This window comes from Streptomyces sp. NPDC085866 (genome assembly GCF_044541035.1).
Classification (GTDB): domain Bacteria; phylum Actinomycetota; class Actinomycetes; order Streptomycetales; family Streptomycetaceae; genus Streptomyces.
The window spans coordinates 54,829-79,898 of sequence record NZ_JBITSQ010000003.1 but is presented as its reverse complement, the minus strand read 5'-3'; the positions used below and the strand labels follow the sequence as shown (position 1 = coordinate 79,898).

The following is a 25,070-nucleotide window of genomic DNA, read 5'->3' as shown; positions in this document are numbered from 1 at the left end:
GTGGCGCCGTGAGCGCGCGCCTGCGCGGCATCGCCACGGAGACCGAGCGGATCGTGGCGTCAGGGGGGTACCGCCTGCCGGACGGCCGAGAGGTCTCCGTCGCGGCGGAGATCGAGGCCGCCCGGGCGGGCACGCGGATGTACGGCCCCGGGCCGGTACCGGTGTCCGCGACGGCGGTTGCGGAGACGTTGTTCCAGGTCACGGGCGAGAGCAGTCTGGAAGCCGCCCGTCGGCTCGCGGACGCTCCGGTCGCGGTGCTGAACTTCGCCTCGGCCCGCAATCCCGGCGGCGGCTATCTGAACGGCGCCCAGGCCCAGGAGGAGGCCCTGTGCCGCGCCTCCGCGCTGTACACCTGCTTGCTCGGAGCCCGGGAGTACTACGACCATCACCGCGCCCACCGCGACCCGCTCTACACGGACCGGGTGATCCACACCCCGGCCGTGCCGGTGTTCCGCGACGACCGGGGCCGCCTGCTGCCGGAGCCGTACCTCGCGGGCTTCCTGACCGCCGCCGCCCCCAACGCGGGCGTCGTACGGCGTACGGCACCGGAGCGCGTCGGTGAACTCCCGGCCGTCCTGACCCGGCGGGCCGAGCGGGTCCTGGAGACCGCCGCCGCCCACGGTTACCGGCGGCTGGTGCTGGGGGCCTGGGGGTGCGGTGTCTTCCGGAACGACCCGGCGCAGGTCGCGGGCGCCTTCCGGGCACTGCTCGGGCCCGGCGGCCGGTTCGCTCGGGCATTCGAACATGTGGTGTTCGGCGTCCTGGACCGTACGCCGGGAGCGACGGTCCGGGAGGCCTTCGTACGGGCCTTTCCGCAGCGCCTGCCGCAGCCCTAGAGAGTGTCAGGTCCAGCCGTACCGCTCGTGGAGCCGCCGGCGGACCAGATCGAACCGCATCCGGTCGATCGCGCACGCCTCCCGGCGCATGCCCTCCTCGTGCAGCCGCAGTACACGGTCCACGTCCACCCACGAGTCGCGTCCGGACCGGTCCCACGGCCCGCTGCCGATGGCCACCCACTCCCGGTCGCCGTCGTGCCGCTTGCTGGACAGCTGGACGGCGAGGAAGGTGCCCGCCGCCTCCCGGGCCACGACCAGCACCGGGCGGTCCTTGCCCCGGCCGTCGTTCTCCTCGAACGGCACCCAGGTCCACACGATCTCGCCCGGGTCGGGGTCGCCGTCGTGGGCGGGGGAGTACTCGGTCCGCACCTTGCCGACCTCGCGCGGGTCGGCCTCGACGGTGGCGGAGGGGCCGTGGCGGCCGGGGATGTCTTCGTCGGTAAAGGCAGTCACGGGGGCACCTTAGGGCGTACGCCGAGGAGTTGGGCAACCGCCCTCCGGTTGTGGACCGTGACCGTGACCGGCCGGAGCTCTCAGTGCGACGCGGTCGGCGCGGTCCCCGGGTCGCCGGTCTCCTTCGGGATGGTCCGCCAGGACCGGGCCGTCGGCACGCCGCGCCGGTGCAGACTCAGCAGGGCCGGGCGGGTGCGCGCCCACAGTTCGCCGATGATCTGCCCCTGGATGTCGGCCAGTTCGAGGGTCATCCGCACTCTGTCGGCATCGGCCATCTGCGGCAGGACCGCGCGGAGGCGCTGCTTGCGCAGGTCGGACGGTGGATGGGAGCCCAGTTGACGGGCGTGCTCGTCGCCCGTCTGCAGCAGGGCGACGGCGCGGTCCATCACGTCCAGGGCGTCGAAGAACAGACTGACACCCAGGAACCCCACCCACAGGTCGCGGTTGTCGTGCTCGATCCCCGCGTTGAGGGACAGGACCATGCCGATCAGGTCGGCGTCGAACTCCTGCCCCCACGAGTACGCCAGTACCTCGGCCTCCTCGACCGGCAGCACCCCCTTGCGCCGGACCGCGGAGTTCAGGTGGCCGCTGATGATGTGGGCGTACTCGTGGCCGATGACGAAGTACTCGAGGGCGTCGCGCAGCATCCCGGCGAGGTTGAACGGGCCCGGTGGCAGCAGGTGGTGGCCGGCGTCACCGACCCGGCCCGAGACGGCGTAGGCCACGACGATGTCCGTGAACCGCTCGGCGACCTCGGGCACGGTCTCGATCCGCTCGACCGCGGCGGCCAGGTTCCACCGGACGTCGATCAGTCCCTCGGCGGCGGCCGGTCCGTAGGGGAAGGACCAGGCGACCGCCTTGCTGAGTTTGGAGGCGAAGAGCGGCATCTGGTCCTCGACGAGCACCAGGTGGGCACCGTGGCGGCCCGGCACGCGCATGCTCACCGCGTTGAGCTGTCCGGTTCGCAGATGGCTGATGAGCGGGCGCATCGCCGCGAGGTCCAGGCCGTCGCCCTGTATCCGGGCCTTGGCCGTCCGCTCGATGTGGTCCTGCATCCCCGCGAACATCTCGGCGAAGACGTCGTCCTGGTTCCGCAGGTTGCGGGCGGCTTCCTGCTCCACCCGCGCCCGTACCCGAGGGTCGTTGCCCTGCTCGGCGTTGAAGCTGTCGCGCAGGAGCCGTTCGGTCAGGTCCCGCACGGCGGCCCCGGTTCCCGGCAGCCGCCCGGACGTGCCCTGTTCGGCCTGAACCTGTGCCCTGAGCAGATTCAGGAAGTCCTGCGCCTCCTGCTGCCGCCCCCGCTCCATGTCCCCGCTCACGCGTCACCACCCGGAGTCGGCCGTCCGGCCGCGGGCCGGACCTCCACGTCGGCGCCGAACCTCGCCGTGACAGTCGCGGTGACCTGCTCGGTGCCGCTCCCGCCGGCGGAGAGGAGGTTCGGCAGCACGGAGATCACCTTGCCGAACATGCCGTCCGGCTCCTTGACCTCCACGGTCACCGTGCCGTCGGCCGCGAGGACGACCACCGTTCCGTAGACCACGTCCGGGGTGCGGTAGATCACCCGTGGCGCGCCCGGTCTGAGGTCGATCACCTGGCCACCCTTGTGCTGTTCCAGCGTGTGCTGCAGAGCGCCGACGGCGATCGCCGCGCCCATCAGGACCAGAGTGACGGTGGTGACGGGTTCGATGCCGCGCCGCGGCACCTCCTGCAGTTCGACGCCGTGGGCGGCCGCCAGCTCATGCACGGCGGGCAGCTCCGCCGGGTCGAGAACGACGACGGCCTGCGTCCGAGCTGACTCCGGCACCTGAACTCCCTTTGGTCCGACGGTCTTTCGCCAGAAGCATGCCATCCCGGTGCGCCGTCCGGTCAGCGCAGTCCGTCCGAGAGGCGGACGAAGTCGTGGCCCGCCGCCAGGAGATGGGGGACGGCAGCGGTGATGCCCCGGGCGGTGCCGCCCTCGGGGTGGTTCATGTGGCAGATGACGATCGAACCGGGCTGGGCGGAGGAGACGGTGGCGCGGACCTGTCCGGGCGTGAAGGTCGCGCCGCCGTCGCCGTTCACGGAGAAGCTGACGAAGCGCTCCCCGAGATCGCCGACGATCCGTGCCGCGACGTCGTCGCAGTACGCCGTGCCGGAGCGGAAGAAGCGCGGTGGGGTGCCCAGCAGGCGGGTGAGCTTCGCGCGGTTGCCGGCGATCTCGTCGTACACCTGGCCGGCGCCGCGGGTGCCCGGGATGCCGTAGGCGGAGCGTCCGGTGACGGACAGCGGGCGGTGCCGGGTGCCGTGGTTGGCTATCTCGAACAGCGGCTCGGCGGCCAGTCGGCGGAAGACGGCCGGGTTGGCGTCGATCCAGCGGGAGTTGATGAAGAGGGTCGCCGGTATCTCCCGCCGGCGGAGGAAGTCGATCAGCGCGCGGTCGTAGCCACTGCCGCCCGGGCCGCCGCAGGCGTCGAAGGTCAGCGCGATCGCGCGTTTCGTGGCCGGCAACGCGTGCGCCACTCCGGGCGCGTCGAACCCCCAGGTGTGCGGCACGGAGTGTCCGTAGCGGGCGACGATCTCGGCGCGGGTGACCTCGGGCACGGTGGCGGGTGCAGTGGCCGAGGGAGCGACGGTGGCGGGAGCCCTGGTGGCGGGAGTGCCGGAGGCGGTCACCGAGGGTGTGGGCGACGCGGGCACCCGGATGTTCGTCGAGCTCTTCGGGCCCGCGCAGCCGGCGAGCACGCCGCCCGTCAAACCGGCCAGCACAGCACGGCGACTGGCAGTCATCCACGCCCCCACCTGGTCGAAGTTCCTCAATCGGGGCGGCCGACGCCCGCCACGGAAACCGTACGTGGTGGCGATGCCGCAACCGGAAAGGGGGCGGTAAGGGTTCGGTCGGGATTGCCCCAGGCGTCGCCTTCCGCGGCCGAAGTGCCTCAGTCCAGCCCACCGGGGCCCTCGAAACCGAGGACCCCGGAACGGACCGACGGGTCGGTGTTCAGTCCTCGTCCTGCTCCACCTGCACCTTCTGCACCGGCGGTGCCGCATGCCCGTTGAGGGACGGCGCGGTGCTGTTCTGCGCCTGCCCGTTCTGGTTCATCGAGGAGAGGAGCTGACGGGCGAGCCCGAGGCCCGTGCCGCCCATCGTGAGCGCCTTGGCGAACAACTCGGCCATGCCGTCGGCGCCGTTGAGCAGCACCATGTTGTCCACGTTGCCGAAGGCGGACGCACCGGCCTGGACGATCTCCGGCCAGTTCTCGGCGAGTTGCTGGGCGACGACCGCCTCCTGGTTCTCGGCGAGGGCGGTGGCGCGGGCCTTGATGGCCTCCGCCTCCGCGAGACCCTTGGCCCGGGTCGCCTCGGCGTCGGCCAGACCCCTGGCCTGCGCGGCCGCGGCCTCCGCCTCACCGGTTGCCCGGGTCGCCGCGGCCGTGGCCGCACCCCGGGTCTGGGTGGCCTCCGCCTCGGCGCCCGCGGCCGTCTTGACCCGGGTCGCCTCGGCCGCGGCCGCCAGTTCCGTCTCCTTCGCCTTGGCCTGCGCCGCCGAGATCCGCGCGTCACGCTCGGCCTCGGCCAGCGTGCGCTTCTCGTAGGCCTTGGCGTCGGCCGGCTTGCGAACGTCCGCCTGGAGCTGCTGCTCCCGCCGGTGCGCCTCCAGCTCGGCGACCCGCGTCTCCTGGACCACGACCTCCTGCCGGGCGCCCGCGTCGGCGAGCGGACCGGCCTGGCGGGCGCGTGCCGCCGCCTTGTCCCGCTCGGCCTGGTAGCCGGCCTGCAGGATCTCGCTGTCCCGGGTGGCCTCGGCCATCCGGGCGAACGACTGCTGCTCGGCCTCGGTGGCGAGACGGTTCGACTCCGCCTGCGCGATGCGCGCGTCCCGCTGGACGGCGGCGGCATGCGGGGCGGCCAGGTTCTGGATGTACCCCGTCGGGTCCTCGATCTCGTGGATCTGCAGCGAGTCGACGATCAGACCGAGCTTCTCCATCTCCGTGCCGCAGGCCGCCCGGGTCTGCCCGGTCAGCTTCTCCCGGTCGCGGATCATGTCCTCGACCGTCAACCCGCCCACGATGGAGCGGAGATGACCGGCGAAGACGTTGTGCACCCGCTCCGACATCATCCGCTGCTGGTCCAGGAAGCGGCGGGCCGCGTTGGCGATCGACACGAAGTCGTCGCCCACCTTGAAGATGACCACGCCCCGCACCTTCAGCGGGATGCCCTGGTGCGTCACGCAGTCCACGTGCAGCTCGGTCTCGTTCAGGTCCAGGGAGAGTTTGCGCACCGCCTGCACCCCGGGCAGCACCAGCGTGCCGCGCCCGGTGACGATGCGGAAGCCCATGCCCTCCTCGAGGCCCTCGGTGCGGTGCTTGGACCCGGAGATGATGAGCGCCTCGTTCGGTTCGGCGACCCGCCACATCATCTTGAACAGACCGATCAGAACGAGGACGGCAACGACGACCGCCCCCGCAACGACGCCGACAACCATCGGCATTCGCCCCCTTTGCATGGTGCCCTTTCGGCACCGAACGAAGGGAGTGTGCGCCTGCGCGGACACGCCGAGAAGACGCTGATGAATCCTTGTTGCAATCTTGACGCACACGCCCCTCACCTGGGGCTGAACGCGCTCAACTGTCGTACGCGGCGGTGACGTAGACCGTCCTCGGCGGCAGGTACTCCACCACCATCACCACCGTGCCGCGCTCGATCCGGCCGGTGCCGTCGGCCGCGTAGGCGAGGAAGTGCTCCGCGCCGCCACGCACCCGGACGATCACCTCGCCGACCAGTCCCGGCCCGATCGTCCCCGTCACCCGTCCCACGAGCCCGACCATCGACGCATCGTCCATGGTCACAGGGTACGGGCGGAACGCGTTCATGCCGCCGTGCTGTCGGCGTCCGCCTTCTGCGGCGGCCACTGTTCGTGCCAGCGCAGCTCCGCCTCCAGCTGGGCGGCCAGGGAGACCAGCAGGAGTTCGCTGTTGGCCGGGCCGAGCAGTTGGGCGCCCACCGGCAGTGCGCCGACGAACCCGGCGGGTACGTTCACGCCGGGCCAGCCGAGGACGTTCCAGGGCCAGGCATAGGGGCAGGCGGCGATCATCGCGCGGTCCGTGGCGAGCCCCCCGAGCCGGTACAGGGCGCCGATCGCGGGCGGGGGAGCGGCCGTCGTCGGCGCCAGGACGACGTCGTACGACTCGAAGAACGCGCCGATCCGCCGGTGCAGGACCGCCTCGGCGCGCCGGGCCGCCCGCAGCGGGGCCCCGCCGAGCAGCCGGCCCAGCCGGGCCGCGTCCCGGGTGCGCGGGTCGAGCAGGGCGGGGTCGGGGGTCTCGCGGACGTGGTCGGCGATGCCGGCGGTGGCGCGGGGCACGAAGGTCAGCCCGATCTGGCCGTAGGGCGGGTCGGCCTCCTCGACGGTGTGCCCCAACGCGGCCAGTTTCTCGGTGAGTTCGAGGATCCGGGCCCGGACCTCCGGGCGCAGCCGCGCGGGTACCGCCGTGAACGGCGGCTTCAGTGACAGGGCGATGCGCAGCCGGCCGGGGTCGCGGCCGACCGCGTCCGACACCGTGAGCGCGGGCGGCCGGTGCGGGTCCCGGTCGTGGTTGCCGCTCGCGGCGTCCAGCAGCAGGGCCGCGTCGGCGACCGTGCGGGCCAGGGTGCCGTTGACGGTGATGCCGTGGAAGGCCTCGCCGCGCGGCCAGGTCGAGATGCGCCCGCGCTGCGGCTTGATGCCGATCAGATGGGTCCAGGAGGCCGGGATCCGCACCGAACCGGCGCCGTCCGAGCCGAGCGCGGCCGGTACCAGCCCGGCGGCGACCGCGGCCGCCGAACCGCCCGACGAACCGCCCGGGGTGTGGCCCGTGTGCCAGGGATTGCGGGTCTCCCCGAATGCCGGGCCCTCCGTGAACGGCCACTGCCCCAGCTCGCAGGTGTTCGTCTTGCCGACGATCACCGCCCCGGCCGCCCGCAGCCGGCGTACCGCCTCCCCGTCCCGGGCGACCGGCGGGAAGTCGCCGGGGCAGCCGAACGCGGTCGGCTCGCCGGCCACGTCCATGTCGTCCTTCACCGCGACCGGAACCCCGAGCAGCGGGCGCCGTGCTCCGGTGGCCAACTCCCGGTCGGCGGCGTCAGCTTCGGCGAGCGCGGCCTCGGTGCGTACGATCCGGAAGGCGTTCAGGGTCGGCTGGGTGGCCTCGATCCGGGCCAGGGCCCGCTCCACCAGCGTGCGGGAGCTCACCTCCCCTGCGGCGAGCGCACGGGCGGACTCCGCAAGGCCTGCGGCACGGTCGGGCGTCATTGCGGGAGCACCTCCGGGAGCCTCCTGACATGATGTCTACTGAACGGTAACCGCAGAGCGGCCGGTGCCGTACAGGTTTCGCACAGCTGACATCGAGTCAAGTTCAAACCATTGACGTGAACCTGCCTGCACCTTGGTTTCTGGGCGATTTATCAAACTACGTACGAAATATCGTACATGTGAGTTCAGGAGAGCCGCCCGTGAGTACTGCCCCCACCTCGTCCCGCCGCACCCTGCTGCGCGCTTCGTACCGGTGACTGCCCGGGCCTGGCGCCGCGCCCCCGAACGCACGGACGAGCGCTGGCTAGGATGAGTCATGAAACCGAACTCCATGCATTCTGAAATGAATTGGGGCCGCAGGCGCGCAGCGGTTCTGGCTTCCTTGCTGAGTGCGGCGGCCCTCGGATGGACTGCGGTCGCACTGAGCGTGCACACGACCGGCTCGAGCGCACCGGAACCCGGCGGCGTGACCGATGCCGATCTGGCCCGGCTGGGCGCTGCCGTGATGGCCGGCATCGCGGCGATGGCCGCCGGACTGTGGTGGCGCCACTGGGTGACCGTACGTCGGCCGATGACCGGCGGGGGCTGGGCTCGGGGCGCGTTCGCCGTCTCCGCCGTCCATTCGATCTTCGTCCTGCCGGTGATCGGGCTCGCCTCCTGGGAGTGGAGTGCCCCTGCGATCCTGTTCACGTGCGCGGTGATCGCCGGCGGTGTGCGGGAGGCCGCGTGGGCGAGCGCGCCGGCTACCGGGGTCGTCGCTTCGGGGTGAGGACGCCATGGCGGGGCCGACACCGGTTCGCTCCCGGCGAGTCGGCCGGATCGGAGGGTTGTCGGACCCGGCGACCACAGCGGCACGGACGAGCGGCGCACTCGAACTGTGCGGCGGAACGGCCCGACCGACGCGGGAGCCCTCGTCCGGCGGCCGGTGGCGGACCGGCAGGGGCGCGGACGGCACGCACGGGGCGGCCGACGCCGGCACGTGGTACGCGACGAAGGAGGAGGTCGCGGCCCGTGCGGGGGCCTTCCGGAAGGTGCACGCCCTCAGCCAGGCCTGAGGTGTGCCTCTTCGGTCATCTGCGGGTTGGCGGACCGGATCGGGATCCGTCAGGCAACCGGTGCGCGGTCAGGGCCCTCCTACCTGTCGAGTGAGCCGACCCCAGGACAGGTGCCGCACTGCGTGCCGTGTCCCGACCGCCCCACGCGCCGACAGGAGCCCTCGTTTGGACCGCACCGAGCCCCTGCCCCCCGCAGGCCCGTCCCGCCGTGGATTCATGGTCTACACGGTGGCCGCGGCCACCCTGACGGTTGCCGCTCCGCTCGCCTGTACCCCTTCGCGCGCGCAGGGCGCCGAGCCCGACCGGGCCGACAGCGGCACCCACGTCCTGGTGACCGGCACCGACGAGGAGATGCTGGTCCTCGAGGTCACGGAGAACAACCACGTCGTCGTGCGGCTGCCCCGGGCCGAGGTCGGACAGGGCATCACCACCGCGGTCGCCATGATGATCGCCGAGGAGCTGGACGCCCGTCTCACCGATGTGCGCATCCCGCTCGCCGACGCCCGCACCAAGGGCAACCAGTACACCGGCGGCTCCAGTTCGGTGAGTTCGCTGTACGACCCGGCGCGCCGGCTCGCCGCCACCGCCCGGGCCAAACTGGTGACCGCTGCGGCCCGCCGCTGGCACCTGCCCGCCCGGACCCTGCGTACCCGCGACACCATGGTCGTCGCCCCGGACGGGCGCACGGCCACCTTCGGCTCGCTGACCGCGAGCGCGGCCCGTGTCCACCGGCCCGCCGTCCCGAGCAAGCCCAAGCCCGCGTCCCGGCACCGGGTGATCGGCCGGCCGACGACCAGGATCGATGCGCGGGACATCGTCACCGGCCGGGCGAAGTACGCCGGCGACGTGGCGGTGGCCGGGGCGAAGCCCACGGTGGTGGCCCGGCCGCCGACGATCCGGGGCAAGCTCGTCTCGGTCGACGACCGGGCCGCCCGCGCCCTGCCGGGCGTCCACGCGGTCGTCCGGCTGCCCGGCGGTGTCGCCGTCGTCGCGGACACCTTCCACCACGCCTTCCGCGCCCGGGACGCCCTCCGACTCACCTGGGCGCCCGGCCCGCTGCACGCCCTGTCCGACGCGCAGATACGCTCCCGGCTCAAGGCCGCCGTGCCCCGGCTCGGCACCCCGCCGCACGGATCGACACCCGTGGAGGCCGAGTTCGCGTTCGCCTTCGTCGGTCACGCCCCGATGGAGGTGCTCACGGCGGTGGCGGACGTCCGCGCCGATCGCGCGGAGCTGTGGTTCTCCTCCCAGACCCCGATGGACGCGCGGGACGCGATCGCCCAGGCGATCGGTCTGCGCCCGTCGAAGGTCAAGGTCCATGTGGTGCGCGCCGGTGGCTCGTTCGGCCGCCGGCTGAACTACGACGCCGCGATCGAGGCGGCGCTGGTCTCCAAGGCGACCCGCCGCCCGGTGAAGCTGATGTGGAGTCGCGGCGACGACATCCGGCACGGCCGTATGCGTCCCGCGAGCCACCACCGGATCCGGGCCAGTGTGGCCGGGGGCCGGGTGGTGGCCTTCGAACAGGTGATGGCGTCGGTGTCGGAGTCGTACGACGGCGCCGGCCTGTCCGCCCAGGGCGGTGTGCGGGCCGCGTCCGGCCCTCTGCCCAGCCAGACGGGCCTGTACAACTTCGGCCGCGTGTCCGGCGATTCGGGCAGCATCGAGCTGGCCGTGCCGCTCGGCGCCTGGCGGTCGGTGGACTCCGGGACCGTCCGGACCGCCGAGGAGATCGTCGTGGACGAGATCGCCCGCAAGCTCGGCGAGGATCCGGTGGCCTTCCGCCGGACCACCTTGCGGAACAAGGCGGTCAGGGCGGTCCTCGAGAGGGCGGCGGCCGCCGGGCACTGGGGCCGCACCATGCCCGCGGGATGCGCCCAGGGCATCGCCGTGCACGAGGAGTACGGCTCCTGCGTGGCCTGCCTCGCCGAGATCGACGCGACCGACCCGAAGAACCCCCGGGTGACCAAGGTGGTGATGGCGGCCGACGTGGGCACCGCAGTCAACCCCCGTGGGCTGGAAGCCCAGTTGATGGGTTCCGCGATCGACGGCATCTCCGTGGTCCTGCAGGCGGGCCTGCACATCGACCGGGGCGCCGTACGCGAAGGCAGCTTCGCCGACTTCCGCTACGCCCGCCAGCGCCACGCCCCGCTCGTCTTCGAGGCCCACGTCCTGCCCTCGACCGGGGAGCCGGGCGGTGCCGGCGAACTCGGCGTCCCGGCGGCGTCCGGCGCGGTCGCCAACGCCTACGCCCGCGCGACCGGCACCGCACCGCGCAGCTTCCCGCTCACCTTCTGACCGCCGACCCATCTTCCGAGGCATCCATGCGTTCGTACTCCTTCACCCTCAACGGCAGACAGGTGACCGTTCAGGCCCCCGCCGACATGCCCCTGCTGTGGGTCCTGCGCGACCTGCTCGGCGTCACCGGCCCCAAGTACGGCTGCGGTGTGGGCGTCTGCCGCGCCTGCACCAGCCACCTCGACGGCGCCGAGATCCAGCCCTGCGTGGTCCCGGTCGCCGACTGCGCGAACCGCACCGTGACGACCATCGAGGGCCTGGCCGACGGCGACACCCTGCACCCGGTCCAACAGGCCTGGCTGGACTGCGACGTGGCCCAGTGCGGCTTCTGCCAGCCGGGTCAGATCATGGCCGCCACCGCCCTGCTGAAGCGGACGCCCCACCCGACGGACGCCGACATCGACGCCATCGAGAACATCTGCCGCTGCGGCACGTACGCCCGCATCCGGGAGGCGATCAAGAAGGCAGCGGAGAGCGGTGGCTGACCCTCAGCCGGCCAACAGACGTCGCAGCCAGTCCAGTTGGGCCGCCCGGGCCGCCTGGGACAGGGCCGCCTGCGGGGCGAACCCGTCGAAGCCGTGGAAGCCGCCCGGCCAGACGTGGAGTTCGGCCGTGCCGCCGGACTGCCAGATGCGGGAGGCGTAGTCGACGACCTCGTCCCGGAAGGTCTCCGCTGAGCCGACGTCGAGGAAGGCCGGCGGCAGGCCGGACAGGTCGGTCGCGCGGGCGGGGGCTGCGTGGGACGGGACGTCGGGGCCGCCCCGGCGCTCGCCCAGCAGTGCCGTCCAGCCGGTCTCGTTGGCAGTGCGGTCCCAGGCACCGAGGCCCGCCATCTGATGGCTGGAGACGGACTCGTTGCGGTCGTCGAGCATCGGGCACATCAACAACTGGCCGATGACCGGCGGGCCCTGGCGGTCGCGCAGCAGGAGGGCGAGCGCGGCGGTCAGGCCGCCGCCGGCGCTCGCGCCCGCGATGACGATCCGGTCCGGGTCGCCCCCGATCTCCTTCGCGTGCGCGGCCGTCCACAGCAGGCCCGCGTGCACGTCGTCGATCGGCGCCGGGTGCGGGTGCTCGGGCGCGAGGCGGTACTCGACCGACACGACCACCGCGCCCAGCTCGCGCGCCCAGGCCAGCGGGCCGTCCACGCCGGCCCGGTTGTCGCCGAGGACCATGCCTCCGCCGTGCACGTGGTAGATCACCGGCAGCGGGGTGGCCGGGTCGGCGGACGTGGGGCGGCAGACGAGGAGCGAGATCTCCGGGGCTCCCTCCGGGCCGGGCACCGTGCGGTCCTCCGCCTCGAAGGCCCCGCCCATCGTGAGGTCGAGCTGTCCCAGCAGCTCGATGCCCGCGCTCTGCCGGACGGCGGGGATCTCCTCCAGGGTGAGGCCGGGCGAGATCTGGTCCTTGATCAGCTCCAGTGCGGCGGCGAGTTCCGGGTCGAACGGGGGCGGGGGCGGGACCTGGGGCATGGCTTCTCCTCACCTGGACTCATGCGGCTCGGGCCACCCGTCGGGCGACTCGTACGACCCGCAGTGGCTCCTGCGGCCATGATCCGCGTACCCCGAGGAGCCCGGAGGCCGCCGTCCGGCGGAACCTGTCCGCCGGACGGCGGGTGCCCGGAACTGGCCCGAGTGCCGTATCAGCCCCAGCGCGGTGAGCAGGGCGACCAGGGCGCACACCCCGGCCCAGCCGAACCGCCCGTAGGCCCCCGTGCCCAGCCACGACCCCAGGCTGCCACCCAGGTAGGCGCACGTCATGTACGCGGTGTTGAGGCGGCTGCGGATCTCCCCGCCGAGGGCGTAGATCCGGACCTGGTTGGCGACCATCCCGGACTGCATGCCGACGTCCAGGAGGAGCGTGCCCGCCACCAGGGCGGCCAGGCCGGACGTGCCGCCGAGCGCGCCCAGGGCAAGCACTCCCGCCGAGCCGGCGACGATCACGAAGCACACCAGGTTCACCCCGTCCGGCCCCCGCCGGTCCACCAGGCGTCCCGCGAACGGCGTGACGACCATGGTCGCCGCGTTGACCAGCGCCAGCAGCCCGACCGCGTCCGCACCCAGGCCGTACACCGGGCCCGTGAGCAGCAGCGCGACGCCCGTCCACGCGGCGGAGAAGCCGGCGAACACCGTCGCCTGGTAGAGGCAGGAGCGGCGCAGGGCCGGTTGTGTGCGCAGCAGGCGCAGCGGCTCGGTCAGCAGCCGCGGATACCGCTGCCGGGAGGGCGGGGCCGAGTCGGGGAGCGCGCGGGCCAGGAGCAGCGCGACCGCGAGGGTGAGCAGGGCCGCGAGGACGTACGGCACCCGCCAGCCCAGTCGCTCGCCCAGGGTGCCGCCGGCCGTGCGGGAGAGCAGCATGCCCGCGAGGGAACCGCTCAGCAGCGTGCCCCCGACCACGCCCCGGCGCTCCTCGGGCACCAGTCCGGCCGCCAGCGCCCCGGCGAGCGGGGCGATCACCGTCGTCGCCCCGACCAGGATGCTCGCCGCGAGCAGCGGCGCCGGCGCGGGCGCCGCGGCCGCGGCGCACAGGCCGAGGCCGGTCAGCGTGAGCAGGGTGACCAGCAGTGGGCGGGGCGGAAGCCGGTCGCCCAGCGGGACGAACAGGAAGATGCCCGCCGCGTAGCCGAACTGGGTCGCGGTGACCACGCCGGCCGCCGTGTCGGGTGAGACGCCGAGGCCCGCCGCGGTGAGCGGGGCGATCGCCTGCGGGAAGTAGACATTGCCGACCCCGACCCCGCAGGCCATGGCCAGCAGCGGAATCAGCCGGGAGGAGCGGGGTACGGGCGCGGTACGCTGCGCTGCATTGTGATCCGACATGTGCCGAAGTCCACGGCACGCACGGGCGGTTGCCAAAGGATGTAGGCCGGGGCTACATGATCAGCTTCCTGCTCGGTGTCGACGACCTCGCCGACACCCGGTTCGCGGTCTCCCCGCTGTCCGAGGTCATGGGCAGCCTGCGGGCTCTGCGCGCCCCCGCCCTCTATCCGCTCCACGTGCGGTGGCGCACGTCCGTCCTGCGCACGCTCGACCCGGCCGACCTGCGGCTGCTGTCCACCCTGGTGGGCGACACCCTGACGCTGCCCGACTTCCTGACACCGAGGCCCACGTCGTTCGCGCCCACGATCGAGGAGGAGCTGGCCGTCGTACGGGCCACACCCGTGGAGGTCGTACGCCGCGACCTGTACGCCGCCCACGCACCGAGGCCCCTCCCCGAGGCTCTGCGGCAGGCCGCGGCCCCCGGCGACCCGGACGTCCTCGAACTGGTCGACAGGATCTGCTCGTCGCTGCGGCGCTACTGGGAGTCGGCCCTGCTGCCGCACTGGCCGCGGATACGGCTCGTGCTGGAGGCCGACATCACCCACCGCGCCCGGCAGCTGGCCACGGGCGGTGCGCGGCTGCTCTTCGCCGAGTTGCATCCGAACCTGCGCTGGCGGGACGGCGTCCTGACCATCGACCAGATGATCGGCCACCACCAGGTGGACGGATCGGGGCGCGGTCTGCGGCTGGTCCCGTCCCTGTTCGCGCACAAGCCGGCACCGCCGATCAGCGCCGAGGAGCCCCCGATGCTGGACTATCCGGGCCGGGGCGCCGCCACCCTGTGGGAGCCGGAGCCCGCACCCGACACCTCGGCGCTCGGCTCGCTGCTCGGCGCGCCCAGGACCACCCTGCTGCGCCTGCTCGTCGAACCCCTCCCGACCGTGGAACTCGCCCGCCGCCTCGGCGTGACACCGAGCGCCGTCTCCCAGCACCTGCGGGTGCTGCACGCCACGGGCCTGGTCACCCGCGCCCGGGAGGGCCGCCGGGTGCTGTACCGGCGCAGCCCGCTGGGGGAGCGGCTGGCCTCGGTGTGACCCCGGCGGCACGCGAAAGGGGCCGAAGCACGGCTCCGGCCCCTCGCTGGTGGCTACGGCTCAGGCAGCCGCGCCCACGTTCCCGTGCAGGCGGGCGACCACCTCGGTCAGCTGGGCGGCGACCTCGGCGTCGTCGACCGGGTGGGTCTCGGCGAAGCGGGTCACGGAGCCCGGGATGGACAGCTTGATGTCCTCGATCACCTTGCCGCCGGCGATGCCCACGGCCTTGCGGGCCTCGTCCTGCGCCCACACGCCGCCGTACTGGCCGAAGGCGGTGCCGATGACGGCGACGGGCTTGCCGCCGAAGGCGCCGGCGCCGTAGGGGCGGGACAGCCAGTCGATGGCGTTCTTCAGGACGGCCGGGATGGTGCCGTTGTACTCGGGGGAGAAGAGCAGGAAGGCGTCGGCGGCCCGGGCGGCCTCACGCAGCTTGGCGGCGGCGGCCGGGACGCTGCCCTCGACGTCGATGTCCTCGTTGTAGAAGGGGATCTCGGCCAGGCCCTCGAACAGGTCGACCTCGGCACCCTCAGGAGCGAGCTTGACGGCCGCCTCGGCGAGCTGGCGGTTGTGCGAACCGGCGCGAAGGCTGCCGACGAGCGCGAGGATACGAACAGACATGGCTGTACTCCAAGGGGGGTGAAACATCGCTGTCACGATCCGGACCGGGGTCCGTTTAAGTTTCTATCAGGCTAACCGGACCGCGGTCCAGTTTCATTCCCGATGCTTTACGCTGGCTTCATGTCCAGCCCCCTGCCGCCCTTCCCGAAGCCTCAGGAGCCCCTCGAAACCCCTCAGCTGCTGGAGGTCGAGCCGGCCCCCGAGGAGCCGTGCCTGCGTGCCGACGCGGCCCGCAACCGCGCCCGGCTGCTGGAGGCCGCCGCCCGGCTGATCGCGGAGCACGGGGTGGCCGGAGTGACGATGGAAGCGGTGGCCGCCGCGGCCCAGGTGGGCAAGGGGACGGTCTTCCGCCGCTTCGGCGACCGCAACGGGCTGCTGATGGCGCTGCTCGACCACTCGGCGCGGCAGTTGCAGGCCGACTTCCTCGGCGGGCCGACGCCGCTGGGTCCCGGGGCTCCGCCCCTGGAGCGGCTGCGTGCCTTCGGCGTGGCCGTGCTCTACCGGTCGGCCGAACAGCTGGACCTGCAGCTGGCCGCCCAGCCGGAACCGGCCCGCCGGTTCTCGCACCCCTCGTTGCAGGCCCTGCGCACGCACGTCGCGATGCTGCTGCGGCAGATCGTGCCCACCGCCGACTGCGAACTCCTCTCCCAGACGCTGATGGCCTATCTCGACCCCGCGCTGATCCACCATCTGACCCGGCAGTGCGGGATGCCGATGCAACGGCTTGAGTCCGGCTGGCACGACCTCGTGGCCCGGGTGACGTGCACGGAGCGCTCCGGCTGAGCCGTGTTCAGCCGTGGTCGGCGGCGAACATGTCGAGCAGCCCCTGCGGCGCGTCGGCGCGGAACAGCATCGCGGCGCTGCGCGCGGACTCGGACGCGGAGAACTCGGCGCGCGGGAACATCCTCTCCTCGTAGGCCGCCAGCGCTGCCTCGGTGTCCCCGGGGTGCGCGGCGAGTGCGAGGCCCAGTTCGGCGCCGTCGAGCAGCGCGAGGTTGGCGCCCTCGCCCGCGAACGGCGACATCAGGTGCGCGGCGTCGCCGAGCAGGGTGACCCCGGGGACCCGGTCCCAGCGGTGACCGACCGGCAGGGCGTGGATCCGCCGTGGCACCAGCGCGCCGTCCGCGTCCGTGACCAGTGCCTTCAGGCTGTCGTCCCAGCCGTCGAACTCCTTGAGCACGGCCGCCTCGGCCGCCTCGGTGTCGGTGAAGTCGATGCCGTCCAGCCAGTCCTCCGGTGCCTCGACGGCGGCGTAGACGTGCAGGCTGCCGTCGGACTCGCGGTGCGCGAGGAAGCCCCGGCCCGCGCCGAGCGCGAACAGCATGCCGCCGCCGACCACCCGCGCGCTCCCGGGGTGGCGCGCGTCGGCCTCCAGCAGGTCCGCCTCGACGAACGACACGCCGGTGTAGGCGGGCTGTGCGGACGAGAGCAACGGGCGGATGCGGGACCAGGCGCCGTCCGCGCCGACCAGTACGTCCGTGGTGAAGGCGTTGCCGTCCGCGAGGGTCACCTCGTGCCGGCCGGCGCCGAGCGGGCGCGCGCCGGTCACCTTCACGCCCCAGCGGACCGTGCCCTGCGGCAGGGAGTCCAGGAGCAGGTCGCGCAGGTCACCGCGGTCGATCTCGGGGCGTCCGCGGGTGCCGTCGTCGGGCTCCTCCAGGCGGACGGTCGCGTCCTGGTCGAGCACCCGCGTGGCCTCGCCGCCGACGTGGACGCGGGCCAGGAACGCCTCGTGCAGCCGGGCCGCGCGCAGCGCCTCCTGGCCGGAGTCGTCATGGATGTCGAGCATGCCGCCCTGCGTCCGCGCGGCCGGCGAGGGGTCCAGGTCGAACACGGCGGCCTCGATGCCGTGCACGTGCAGCACCCGGGTGAGCGCGAGTCCGCCGAGTCCTGCGCCGACTATGGCGATGGGGTGGTGGGGGAGGGTGTGGGCAGGGGTGGTCATGGTGGCCTCCTGGGAGGTGAGGGGGTCAGTCGGGTACGGCGGTGCGTTCGATGCCGTTGATCAGCGCGCGGAGGGCCCAGGACAGCCGGGCCTCGGGGGTACCTGACAGCAGGGCTTCGCCGGTCGCGGCGATGTGCGGGTGGGTGTCCGTGGACGCCCCGCGCAGGGCGCTGTCCAGCGCCTGCCAGTCGCCCGGGGACTCCTCCCCGGCGTGCTCGGCGGCGGTCGCGGTGGCGTGCTGCAGCAGCAGGTCGACGCCCCAGGCCGCCCGCTCGCGCGGTACCCCGCCCTCGTCGAGCAGGGCGAGCAGCGTCTCGATCAGGTTCAGGTAGTGCGGGCCGCTCGGCCGGGCGGTCAGTGCCGAGCGCGCCAGACTCGGATGCTCCAGCAGCATCCGCGTGCAGTCGGTGAGCACGCGCTCCAGCCGCTCGCGCCAGGTGCCCTCGGCCGGAGCGGGGCCGACCGTGCCGAGCAGCTCGTCCAGGACGGCCGCGTGCAGCTCGTCGGTGTTGCGGACGTAGACGTACAGCGAGGCGGGACCTGTGTCGAGCTCCTGTGCCAGCCGCCGCATGGTCACCTTCCGCAGTCCCTCGGCACGCAGGATCGCCACCGCGGCGGCGACGATGCCCTCCCGGGTGAGGGCGGGCTTGGCGGGACGCTCGCGACGGGAGCGGGGGGAAGCTGTCATGCCTTCACGGTAACGAACATGTTCGTTCCGAACAAGTTCGTGGCGAACGTGTTCGTGCAGTTCCACCTGCGGTTGCTGGACGGGGCTTTCGTTCAGCGGTCAACCACCTTCCCCCGCCCACCCCCGCCCGCCGCCCCTCTGCCAAGATGCGGTCTGTCATGGTGCAGATACCGAACACGTCCCCGTCCGCTGCGCCCGCACCGCACTCCGTCCCCACGAGTGCCGATGTGGCCCGGCTGGCCGGCGTCTCGCGCGCGACCGTCTCCTACGTCCTCAACAACACCAGCGCCGTACGGATCAGCGAGCCGACGCGCCGCCGCGTCCGCGAGGCCGCGCGGGAGCTGGGGTACGTGCCCCACGCCGCCGCCCGCAGTCTGCGCGCCGGACACAGCCGTATGGTTCTGATGCCCGCCCCGACAATCCCGGTGGGCCCGCTCTACAGCCACTTCCTCGGCGATCTCCAGTCGGCCCTCGGCCGCCTCGACTACACGGTCGTGCAGTACGGCACGGTCGGCCTCCAGGGCGACGAGGCAGCCCGCGCCTGGGCCGAGTTGCGTCCCGTCGCCGTCCTGGTGCCGGGCGCGGGGCTCGGCCCGCAGGGCGTCGCGGTCCTCAAGCGGTCCGGCGCCCGCGCCGTGGTGACCCTCGGCCCCGAACGCGTCGACGGCGCACACGCCCTGCTCATGGACCACGACGCCGTCGGCCACTGTGCCGGTACGCATCTGTACGCCCGCGGCCGGCGCAGTATCGGTGTGATCGTCCCCGAGGAGCCGGGCCTGGAGTCCTTCTCCCGGCCCCGGCTCGCCGGTGTGCATCAGGCCCTGCGCGGCACGGACGCGACCGTGACCGCGCTGCCGCTCGCGTACACCGAGCGGGCCGCCGCCGAACTCGCTGCCCGCTGGCCCGAGTTGGGTCTGGACGCGGTGTTCGCCTACAACGACGAGTACGCCATGCTGCTGATGTGCGCCCTGCAGGACCAGGGCGTGCGCATCCCCGAAGACATCGCTGTCGTCGGCGCCGACGACCTGATGCTGGGCCGGCTGCTGCGGCCCCGGCTCAGCACCGTCCACATCGAGTTGCCCTCCGGCCGCGAACTCGCGGAACTGGTCGACCGCGCGGTGCGCGACCCCGGCGGCGAGCCCGAGGTGCGCAGGGTGCTGGGCGCTTCGCTCGTCCAGCGCGCCTCCAGCTGAGCCGGTTTCCGGTGACGGTCGGGGTTCCGGAGAGGTGCGCCCCGATGTAGTTTCGCGATCAACAGAATGGATCGAGCTCAGCCCGACAGGCGCGTCCCCGGACCCGGCCCGCACCCCGAGCCGTACCGCCCGGCGACCGATCGGAGAGCCGACATGCCGCTGCTCGACCCGAAGTCCTGGCAGACCCGCACCCCGGCGGGACCCGAGTACACCGTCACCGAGCCCGCCACCGTCACCGAGCCTGCCACCGGCGACGCGCTCGCCGCCCTCACCCTCGCCGCGCCCCAGGACGTCGCCCCAGCGGCCCGGACCGCCCGCGCCGCCCAGCGGGAGTGGGCCCGCACACCGCACTTCGTACGGACCCAAGTGCTGTGCAGGGCAGGGGACTTGTTCACCGAACACGCCGACGAACTGCGCACCTGGCTGGTCCGCGAGTCCGGGTCCGTCCCCGGCAGGGCGGACTTCGAACTGCACGTCGCCGCCCAGGAGTGCTACGAGGCCGCCGCCCTCGCCTCCCGCCCCGCCGGACAGGTGCTGCCCAGCGAGGCGCCCCGGCTGTCGTACACCCGCCGGGTCCCTGCCGGGGTGGTCGGCGTGATCGCGCCGTTCAACACCCCGCTGATCCTCTCCGTCCGCTCCGTCGCCCCCGCCCCCGCCCTCGCACTGGGCAACGCGGTGGTCCCGAAGCCCGATCCGCGCACCGCGGTCTGCGGCGGACTGGCGCTCGACGCCGTTCTCGCCGAGGCGGGCCTGCCGGAGGACCTGCTGCATGTGCTGCCCGGCGGCACCGACGTCGGGCAGGCGCTGGTCGAGGACCCGCTCGTCCCCGTCGTCTCCTTCACCGGCTCCACGGCGGCGGGCCGTGCCGTCGGCGAGCCGACCGGCCGCCACCTCAAGCGCGCCCACCTCGAACTCGGCGGAAACTCGGCCCTGATCGTGCTGGCGGACGCCGACCTGGACGCGGTGATCTCCCCTGCGGCCTGGGGCTCCTTCTTCCGCCAGGGCCAGATCTGCATGACGACCGGCCGCCACCTCGTCCACGCCTCGCTCTACGAGGAGTACGTCGAACGGCTGGCCGCCAAGGCCGACTCGCTCGCCGTCGGCGCCCCGTACCGCGACCAGGTGCACCTCGGGGCCCGGTCACGACGCGGGCCGACTCACCAAGATCCACGGCCTGGTGGAGAAGAGCGCGGCCCGAGGTGCGAAACTCGCCGCGGGCGGCACCCACGACCGGCTCTTCCACCGGCCGACCGCGCCGGCCGGCGTCGACGACCACACCCCCGCCTACACCGAGGAGGTCTTCGGCCCGGTCGCCCCGGTCCGCTCCTTCGCCACCGCCGACGAGGCGGCCGCGCTAGCGGCGGACAGCGCCTACGGCCTCTCCCTCGGCATCGTCAGCCGCGACCCCGCACGCGGCCTGGACCTCGCCGAGCGCATCCCGACCGGGATCGTCCACATCAACGACCAGACGGTGAACGACGAGGCGGTGGCCCCGTTCGGCGGCGTCGCCGCGTCCGGCACCGGCGCCCGCTTCGGCAGCGGGGCCAACCTGGGCGCCTTCACCGAACTGCGTTGGACGACCGTACGCGGCGACGTGGCGCCGTACCCCTTCCAGAGCTGCCCAGGGCTGCTGCCCCGGCGTCACTCGCCCTTCGCCTCCTGGGCGGCGATGCTCTTGCGGACCTCTTCCATGTCCACCTTCCGAGCCTGTCCGATGACGTCCGTGAGGGCGGCCTCGGGCAGGGCACCCGGCTGGGCGAAGATCGCGACCTGGTCCCGGACGATCATCAGTGTCGGGATCGACTGGATGCCGAAGGCCTGGGCCAGCTCCGGCTGGGCCTCGGTGTCCACCTTGCCGAACACCAGGTCGGGGTTGTCCTCGGCGGCCTTCTCGTAGACGGGCGCGAACTGACGGCACGGCCCGCACCAGGAGGCCCAGAAGTCGATGAGGACGAACTCGTTCTCGGTGACGGTCTGGTCGAAGTTCTCCTTGGTGAGCTCCACAGTGCTGCTCATGGCGTGATTCCCTCTTCCTGGTGTGGGGGCTTGTGCCGACGGCGGAAACACGGCGATGCGGTCGCCTATTCCATGCCTGTTCCGTGCGTGTTCCATGCCTGTTCCGAGCGTGCACGGCCGTGTTCCGTGCGCGTACCCGTGTGGCCCCCGTGCCTACCACCCACCAGACTGGCTCCATGACGGAAACGGAATCCATCGCGTACGACGTCGTGGTGCTCGGGGCCGGGCCCGTGGGGGAGAACGTCGCCGACCGCACCCGTGCGGCCGGCCTCACCACCGCGGTCGTGGAGAGCGAGCTGGTCGGGGGCGAGTGCTCGTACTGGGCCTGCATGCCCAGCAAGGCGCTGCTCAGGCCGGTCATCGCCCAGGCGGACGCCCGCCGCCTGCCCGGCCTGGCCGAGGCAGTCCGGGGTCCCCTCGGTGCGCCGGCCGTCCTGGCCCGCCGGGACGAGTACACCTCGCACTGGAAGGACGACGGCCAGGTCCGCTGGCTGGACGGCATCGGCGCCGACCTGTACCGCGGCCAGGGGCGCCTCGCCGGCCCCCGCACGGTCTCCGTGACCGGCCCCGACGGCACCGTGACAACCCTCACCGCACGGCACGCCGTGGCCGTCAGCACCGGCACCCGCGCCCAGCTGCCCGACCTGCCGGGGCTGGCCGAGGTCAAGCCCTGGACCAGCCGCGAGGCCACCAGCGCCAAGGCCGCACCCGGCCGGCTGATCGTGGTCGGTGGCGGTGTCGTCGCCACCGAGATGGCCACCGCCTGGCAGGCCCTCGGCTCGCGGGTCACCCTGCTGGTCCGCGGCAAGGGCCTGCTGGGCCGCATGGAGCCGTTCGCCGGGGAACTGGTCGCCGAGGCCCTCACCGAGGCGGGCGTCGACGTCCGCACCGGTACCACGGTCGAGTCCGTCGCCCGCGAGAACGGCACCGTCGTGGCCGTCACCCACGCCGGCGACCGCCTCGAGGCCGACGAGATCCTCTTCGCCACCGGCCGCGTCCCGCACACCGACGACATCGGCCTCGACACCGTCGGCCTGGAGCCGGGCTCCTGGCTGGACGTCGACGACAGCCTCCGCGTCGACGGCACCGACTGGCTGTACGCGGTCGGCGACGTCAACCACCGCGCCCTCCTCACCCACCAGGGCAAGTACCAGGCCCGCATCGCAGGCGCCGCCATCGCCGCCCGGGCCACGGGCAACCCCCTGCGGGACGAGCCCTGGGGCGCGCACGCCGCGACCGCCGACCACCACGCCGTGCCCCAGGTCGTCTTCACCGACCCGGAGGCCGCAGCCGTCGGCCTCTCCCTCGCCGAGGCGGAACAGGCCGGCCACCGCGTCCGCGCAGTCGACGTCGAGTTCTCCTCCGTCGCCGGCGCCGGACTGTACGCCGACGGCTACAAGGGCCGCGCCCGCATGGTGGTCGACCTGGAGGAGGAGATCCTGCGGGGTGTCACCTTCGTCGGGCCCGGCGTCGGCGAACTGATCCACTCGGCGACCGTCGCGGTCGCGGGCCGCGTCCCGGTCGGCCGCCTGTGGCACGCGGTTGCGTCCTATCCGACGCTCAGCGAGGTGTGGCTGCGGCTGCTGGAGGCCTACCGGGACAACTGACGGCCGGCTCAGGGCAGTTCGAAGCCCAGCGCCTCGGCCGCCGCGTGCGGGGTCGGCTGCCCCCAGCGGGCGGCCACCGCCTCGTTCGTGGACAGGGAACGCAGCTCGGCACGGTCGAGATAGAGCAGACCGTCGAGGTGGTCCGTCTCGTGCTGGACGATGCGCGCGGGCCAGCCCGTGAACACCTCGTCCAGCTCGCGGCCGTGCTCGTCCTGGCCGCGCAGCCGCACCTCGGCGTGCCGGGCCACCACGGCCTGCCAGCCCGGCACGCTCAGGCAGCCTTCGAAGAACGCGGCACGGGCGGTGCCGACGGGCTCGTAGGACGGGTTGACCAGGACCCGGAACGGCTGCGGCACCCGGCCCCGGGCCAGCGCCATCTCCTCCGGCACCGGCGCCGGGTCCTCGATCACCGCGATCCGCAGCGGTACGCCGACCTGCGGTGCGGCCAGGCCCACGCCCGGAGCCGCGTGCATGGTGACGCGCAGGGCCTCCACGAAGCGGTCCAGCAGAGCGGGGCCGAGCTGACCGTCGTAGGGTTCGGTGCCCTGGCGCAGGACCGGCAGACCGGCCGCGACGATGGGCAAGGGGCCGCCGGCCGCGAGGAGTTCCTCGACCCGCTCGGCGAGAAGTTCGCGATCACTGGGAGGTGCCATCGCGTCAGGATGCCATGCCCGCCTGCCACACCCAGTGGCACGGGTCACCAACACTCCGGGGAACTCGGGCCCTTCGTGATCCGACTACTGGACCGCCCCGCTTCCGCCCCGAGTCCCCCGGAGAAGCCAGCCGATGTCCACCGCTCCCTCGCCCGCCACCGACGAGACACCCAGACCGCCCGCCCCGGCCCCCTCCCCGAGCCGCTGGGCACCGCTGCGCCCCCTCGTGCTGCGCCTGCACTTCTACGCCGGCCTGCTCGTCGCCCCGTTCCTGCTGGTCGCCGCCGTCACCGGCCTGCTGTACGCGGGTTCGTTCCAGGCCGAGAAGCTCGTGTACGACCACGAACTGACCGTTCCTGCCGGGGACCGCGCCCTGCCCCTCTCCGCCCAGGTCGCCGCCGCCCGCAAGGCCCACCCCGAGGGCACCGTCTCGGCGGTACGACCCGCACCCGAGCCCGGTACGACCACCCGGGTGCTGCTCTCCGGCGTCGAGGGCGTCGATACCGACCACACCCTCGCCGTGTTCGTGGACCCCGCCACCGGGAAGGTGCGCGGGGCCCTCGAACAGTACGGCTCGACCGGCGCGCTGCCCCTGCGCACCTGGATCGACGAACTCCACCGCGACCTGCACCTGGGCGACACCGGCCGGCTCTACAGCGAGCTGGCGGCCAGCTGGCTGTGGGTGATCGCGGGCGGCGGCCTGGTGCTCTGGTTCTCCCGGCGCCGCGCCCTGCGCAAGGTGCGCGGGACCAGCGGGCGCCGCCGCACCCTCGGCCTGCACGGCACGGTCGGCGTCTGGACCGCCGCCGGATTCCTGTTCCTGTCGGCGACCGGCCTGACCTGGTCGACGTACGCCGGCGCCAACATCGACGAACTGCGCACCTCGCTCGGCCAGGCCACCCCGTCCGTCTCAGCGGCCGCGGCCGGCGGCGAGCACGCGGGTCACGGGTCGGCGGCCGGCACGGGCGGGGACGCCGGGCACGGGGTCGGCCTCGACAAGGTGCTCGCGGCGGCCCGGGCCAAGGGGCTCGGCGACCCCGTGGAGATCGTGCCGCCCGCCGACGCGAACAGCGCCTATGTCGTCAAGCAGGTCCAGCGCAGCTGGCCGGAGAAGCAGGACTCCGTCGCCGTCGACCCGGCGACCGGCAAGGTGACCGACGAACTGCGGTTCGCCGACTACCCGGTGCTCGCCAAGCTCACCCGCTGGGGCATCGACCTGCACACCGGCGTCCTCTTCGGCATCGTCAACCAGATCGCCCTCGCCCTGCTCGCCCTCGCGCTGATCCTGCTGATCGTGTGGGGCTACCGCATGTGGTGGCAGCGCGGCCGCGGCTCCGCCTTCGGCCGGCCCATCCCGCGCGGCGCCTGGGCGCAGGTGCCCCCGTATCTCCTGGTACCGGCCCTGGCGGTGATCGCCGTACTCGGCTACTCCGTGCCGCTGCTCGGCATCCCGCTGGCCGGATTCATCGCCGTCGACATCGTCCTCGGGGAGATGGCGCACCGCCGCGGTCGCCGCACCTACGGAGGCACGGCCGACGTGAAGTAGCGTGGTCCGACACGCCGATGCCGGCGCAGCGAGTGAGCACGATCGGTCTC

At 73.2% G+C, this 25,070-nt stretch carries 23 protein-coding genes and 1 pseudogene; 10 read left to right on the top strand and 14 right to left on the bottom strand.

The annotated features are described in order from the left end of the window. The first annotated feature begins 8 nt into the window (after positions 1–8). Positions 9–836: a TIGR02452 family protein gene (locus ACIF83_RS07180; protein WP_399724211.1), complete on the top strand. Its 828-nt coding sequence runs from the start codon at positions 9–11 to the stop codon at positions 834–836. Between the two features lie 6 nt (positions 837–842). Here ACIF83_RS07180 and ACIF83_RS07175 read toward each other — a convergent pair whose 3' ends face one another. The 7 genes from ACIF83_RS07175 to ACIF83_RS07145 form a co-directional block, all read right to left on the bottom strand. Next, positions 843–1,289, bottom strand: a complete 447-nt coding sequence (locus ACIF83_RS07175) for a type II toxin-antitoxin system PemK/MazF family toxin (RefSeq protein ID WP_393471088.1) — start codon at positions 1,287–1,289, stop codon at positions 843–845. A gap of 80 nt (positions 1,290–1,369) precedes the next feature. Then, positions 1,370–2,608 carry a hypothetical protein gene (locus ACIF83_RS07170; protein ID WP_398137950.1) on the bottom strand — a complete coding sequence of 413 codons (1,239 nt, stop codon included), beginning with the start codon at positions 2,606–2,608 and terminating at the stop codon, positions 1,370–1,372. After that, on the bottom strand, positions 2,605–3,093 hold the full coding sequence (locus tag ACIF83_RS07165; RefSeq protein WP_399724206.1) for a hypothetical protein: 489 nt from the start codon (positions 3,091–3,093) through the stop codon (positions 2,605–2,607). The genes ACIF83_RS07170 and ACIF83_RS07165 overlap by 4 nt, the downstream gene beginning before the upstream one ends. A 62-nt stretch (positions 3,094–3,155) precedes the next feature. Then, the gene (locus tag ACIF83_RS07160; RefSeq protein WP_393471097.1) at positions 3,156–4,055 is read right to left on the bottom strand and encodes a polysaccharide deacetylase family protein; all 900 of its coding nucleotides are present in this window, start codon (positions 4,053–4,055) and stop codon (positions 3,156–3,158) included. A 211-nt stretch (positions 4,056–4,266) separates the two neighbouring features. Beyond that, a complete protein-coding gene (locus ACIF83_RS07155; protein ID WP_399724203.1) occupies positions 4,267–5,757 on the bottom strand; it encodes a flotillin family protein in 1,491 nt (496 codons plus the stop codon). A 133-nt stretch (positions 5,758–5,890) separates the two neighbouring features. Continuing rightward, positions 5,891–6,109, bottom strand: a complete 219-nt coding sequence (locus tag ACIF83_RS07150) for a hypothetical protein (RefSeq protein ID WP_386576775.1) — start codon at positions 6,107–6,109, stop codon at positions 5,891–5,893. A gap of 26 nt (positions 6,110–6,135) precedes the next feature. After that, the gene (locus ACIF83_RS07145) at positions 6,136–7,557 is read right to left on the bottom strand and encodes an amidase (protein ID WP_399724200.1); all 1,422 of its coding nucleotides are present in this window, start codon (positions 7,555–7,557) and stop codon (positions 6,136–6,138) included. A gap of 466 nt (positions 7,558–8,023) precedes the next feature. On the opposite strand from ACIF83_RS07145, the gene ACIF83_RS07140 reads away from it, so the two are divergent. From ACIF83_RS07140 to ACIF83_RS07130, 3 genes are all read left to right on the top strand, one after another. Further along, a complete protein-coding gene (locus ACIF83_RS07140) occupies positions 8,024–8,326 on the top strand; it encodes a hypothetical protein (RefSeq protein WP_399724197.1) in 303 nt (100 codons plus the stop codon). A 502-nt stretch (positions 8,327–8,828) separates the two neighbouring features. Continuing rightward, a complete protein-coding gene (locus ACIF83_RS07135; RefSeq protein WP_399725173.1) occupies positions 8,829–10,907 on the top strand; it encodes a molybdopterin cofactor-binding domain-containing protein in 2,079 nt (692 codons plus the stop codon). Positions 10,908–10,933: 26 nt separating this feature from the next. Beyond that, a complete protein-coding gene (locus ACIF83_RS07130; protein WP_398137953.1) occupies positions 10,934–11,392 on the top strand; it encodes a (2Fe-2S)-binding protein in 459 nt (152 codons plus the stop codon). A gap of 3 nt (positions 11,393–11,395) precedes the next feature. On the opposite strand, the gene ACIF83_RS07125 is transcribed toward ACIF83_RS07130, so the two are convergent. Both ACIF83_RS07125 and ACIF83_RS07120 read right to left on the bottom strand, forming a co-directional pair. Then, positions 11,396–12,376: an alpha/beta hydrolase gene (locus tag ACIF83_RS07125; protein WP_393471112.1), complete on the bottom strand. Its 981-nt coding sequence runs from the start codon at positions 12,374–12,376 to the stop codon at positions 11,396–11,398. A 9-nt stretch (positions 12,377–12,385) separates the two neighbouring features. Then, the gene (locus ACIF83_RS07120; RefSeq protein WP_399724193.1) at positions 12,386–13,720 is read right to left on the bottom strand and encodes an MFS transporter; all 1,335 of its coding nucleotides are present in this window, start codon (positions 13,718–13,720) and stop codon (positions 12,386–12,388) included. A gap of 56 nt (positions 13,721–13,776) precedes the next feature. Between ACIF83_RS07120 and ACIF83_RS07115 the strand changes: the two genes are divergently transcribed. Continuing rightward, positions 13,777–14,754 carry an ArsR family transcriptional regulator gene (locus tag ACIF83_RS07115; RefSeq protein WP_399724190.1) on the top strand — a complete coding sequence of 326 codons (978 nt, stop codon included), beginning with the start codon at positions 13,777–13,779 and terminating at the stop codon, positions 14,752–14,754. A gap of 60 nt (positions 14,755–14,814) precedes the next feature. On the opposite strand, the gene ACIF83_RS07110 is transcribed toward ACIF83_RS07115, so the two are convergent. Continuing rightward, on the bottom strand, positions 14,815–15,372 hold the full coding sequence (locus tag ACIF83_RS07110; RefSeq protein ID WP_393471118.1) for an NAD(P)H-dependent oxidoreductase: 558 nt from the start codon (positions 15,370–15,372) through the stop codon (positions 14,815–14,817). A gap of 102 nt (positions 15,373–15,474) precedes the next feature. On the opposite strand from ACIF83_RS07110, the gene ACIF83_RS07105 reads away from it, so the two are divergent. Further along, complete coding sequence (locus ACIF83_RS07105) at positions 15,475–16,155, top strand: TetR/AcrR family transcriptional regulator (RefSeq protein WP_393471121.1); 681 nt, start codon at positions 15,475–15,477, stop codon at positions 16,153–16,155. Positions 16,156–16,162: 7 nt separating this feature from the next. On the opposite strand, the gene ACIF83_RS07100 is transcribed toward ACIF83_RS07105, so the two are convergent. Then, a complete protein-coding gene (locus ACIF83_RS07100; RefSeq protein ID WP_399724187.1) occupies positions 16,163–17,317 on the bottom strand; it encodes an FAD-dependent oxidoreductase in 1,155 nt (384 codons plus the stop codon). Positions 17,318–17,342: 25 nt separating this feature from the next. Then, positions 17,343–18,005, bottom strand: a complete 663-nt coding sequence (locus ACIF83_RS07095) for a TetR/AcrR family transcriptional regulator (protein ID WP_393471127.1) — start codon at positions 18,003–18,005, stop codon at positions 17,343–17,345. A gap of 146 nt (positions 18,006–18,151) precedes the next feature. Here ACIF83_RS07095 and ACIF83_RS07090 point away from each other — a divergent pair, with 146 nt between their 5' ends. Together ACIF83_RS07090 and ACIF83_RS07085 are read left to right on the top strand one after the other, a co-directional pair. After that, positions 18,152–19,198: a LacI family DNA-binding transcriptional regulator gene (locus tag ACIF83_RS07090; RefSeq protein WP_398137957.1), complete on the top strand. Its 1,047-nt coding sequence runs from the start codon at positions 18,152–18,154 to the stop codon at positions 19,196–19,198. Between the two features lie 153 nt (positions 19,199–19,351). Beyond that, positions 19,352–20,810 (top strand): annotated as a pseudogene (locus ACIF83_RS07085) (aldehyde dehydrogenase family protein); the annotation flags it as partial. A 29-nt stretch (positions 20,811–20,839) separates the two neighbouring features. Here the strand turns inward: ACIF83_RS07085 and trxA are convergent. After that, positions 20,840–21,214: a thioredoxin gene (gene trxA / locus ACIF83_RS07080; RefSeq protein WP_393471133.1), complete on the bottom strand. Its 375-nt coding sequence runs from the start codon at positions 21,212–21,214 to the stop codon at positions 20,840–20,842. 176 nt (positions 21,215–21,390) lie between these two features. Between trxA and ACIF83_RS07075 the strand changes: the two genes are divergently transcribed. Continuing rightward, a complete protein-coding gene (locus ACIF83_RS07075; protein ID WP_393471136.1) occupies positions 21,391–22,821 on the top strand; it encodes a dihydrolipoyl dehydrogenase family protein in 1,431 nt (476 codons plus the stop codon). 8 nt (positions 22,822–22,829) lie between these two features. On the opposite strand, the gene ACIF83_RS07070 is transcribed toward ACIF83_RS07075, so the two are convergent. Next, a complete protein-coding gene (locus tag ACIF83_RS07070) occupies positions 22,830–23,474 on the bottom strand; it encodes a peptide deformylase (RefSeq protein ID WP_393471138.1) in 645 nt (214 codons plus the stop codon). Between the two features lie 133 nt (positions 23,475–23,607). Here ACIF83_RS07070 and ACIF83_RS07065 point away from each other — a divergent pair, with 133 nt between their 5' ends. Further along, positions 23,608–25,020, top strand: a complete 1,413-nt coding sequence (locus tag ACIF83_RS07065; RefSeq protein WP_399724181.1) for a PepSY-associated TM helix domain-containing protein — start codon at positions 23,608–23,610, stop codon at positions 25,018–25,020. Positions 25,021–25,070 lie beyond the last annotated feature (50 nt).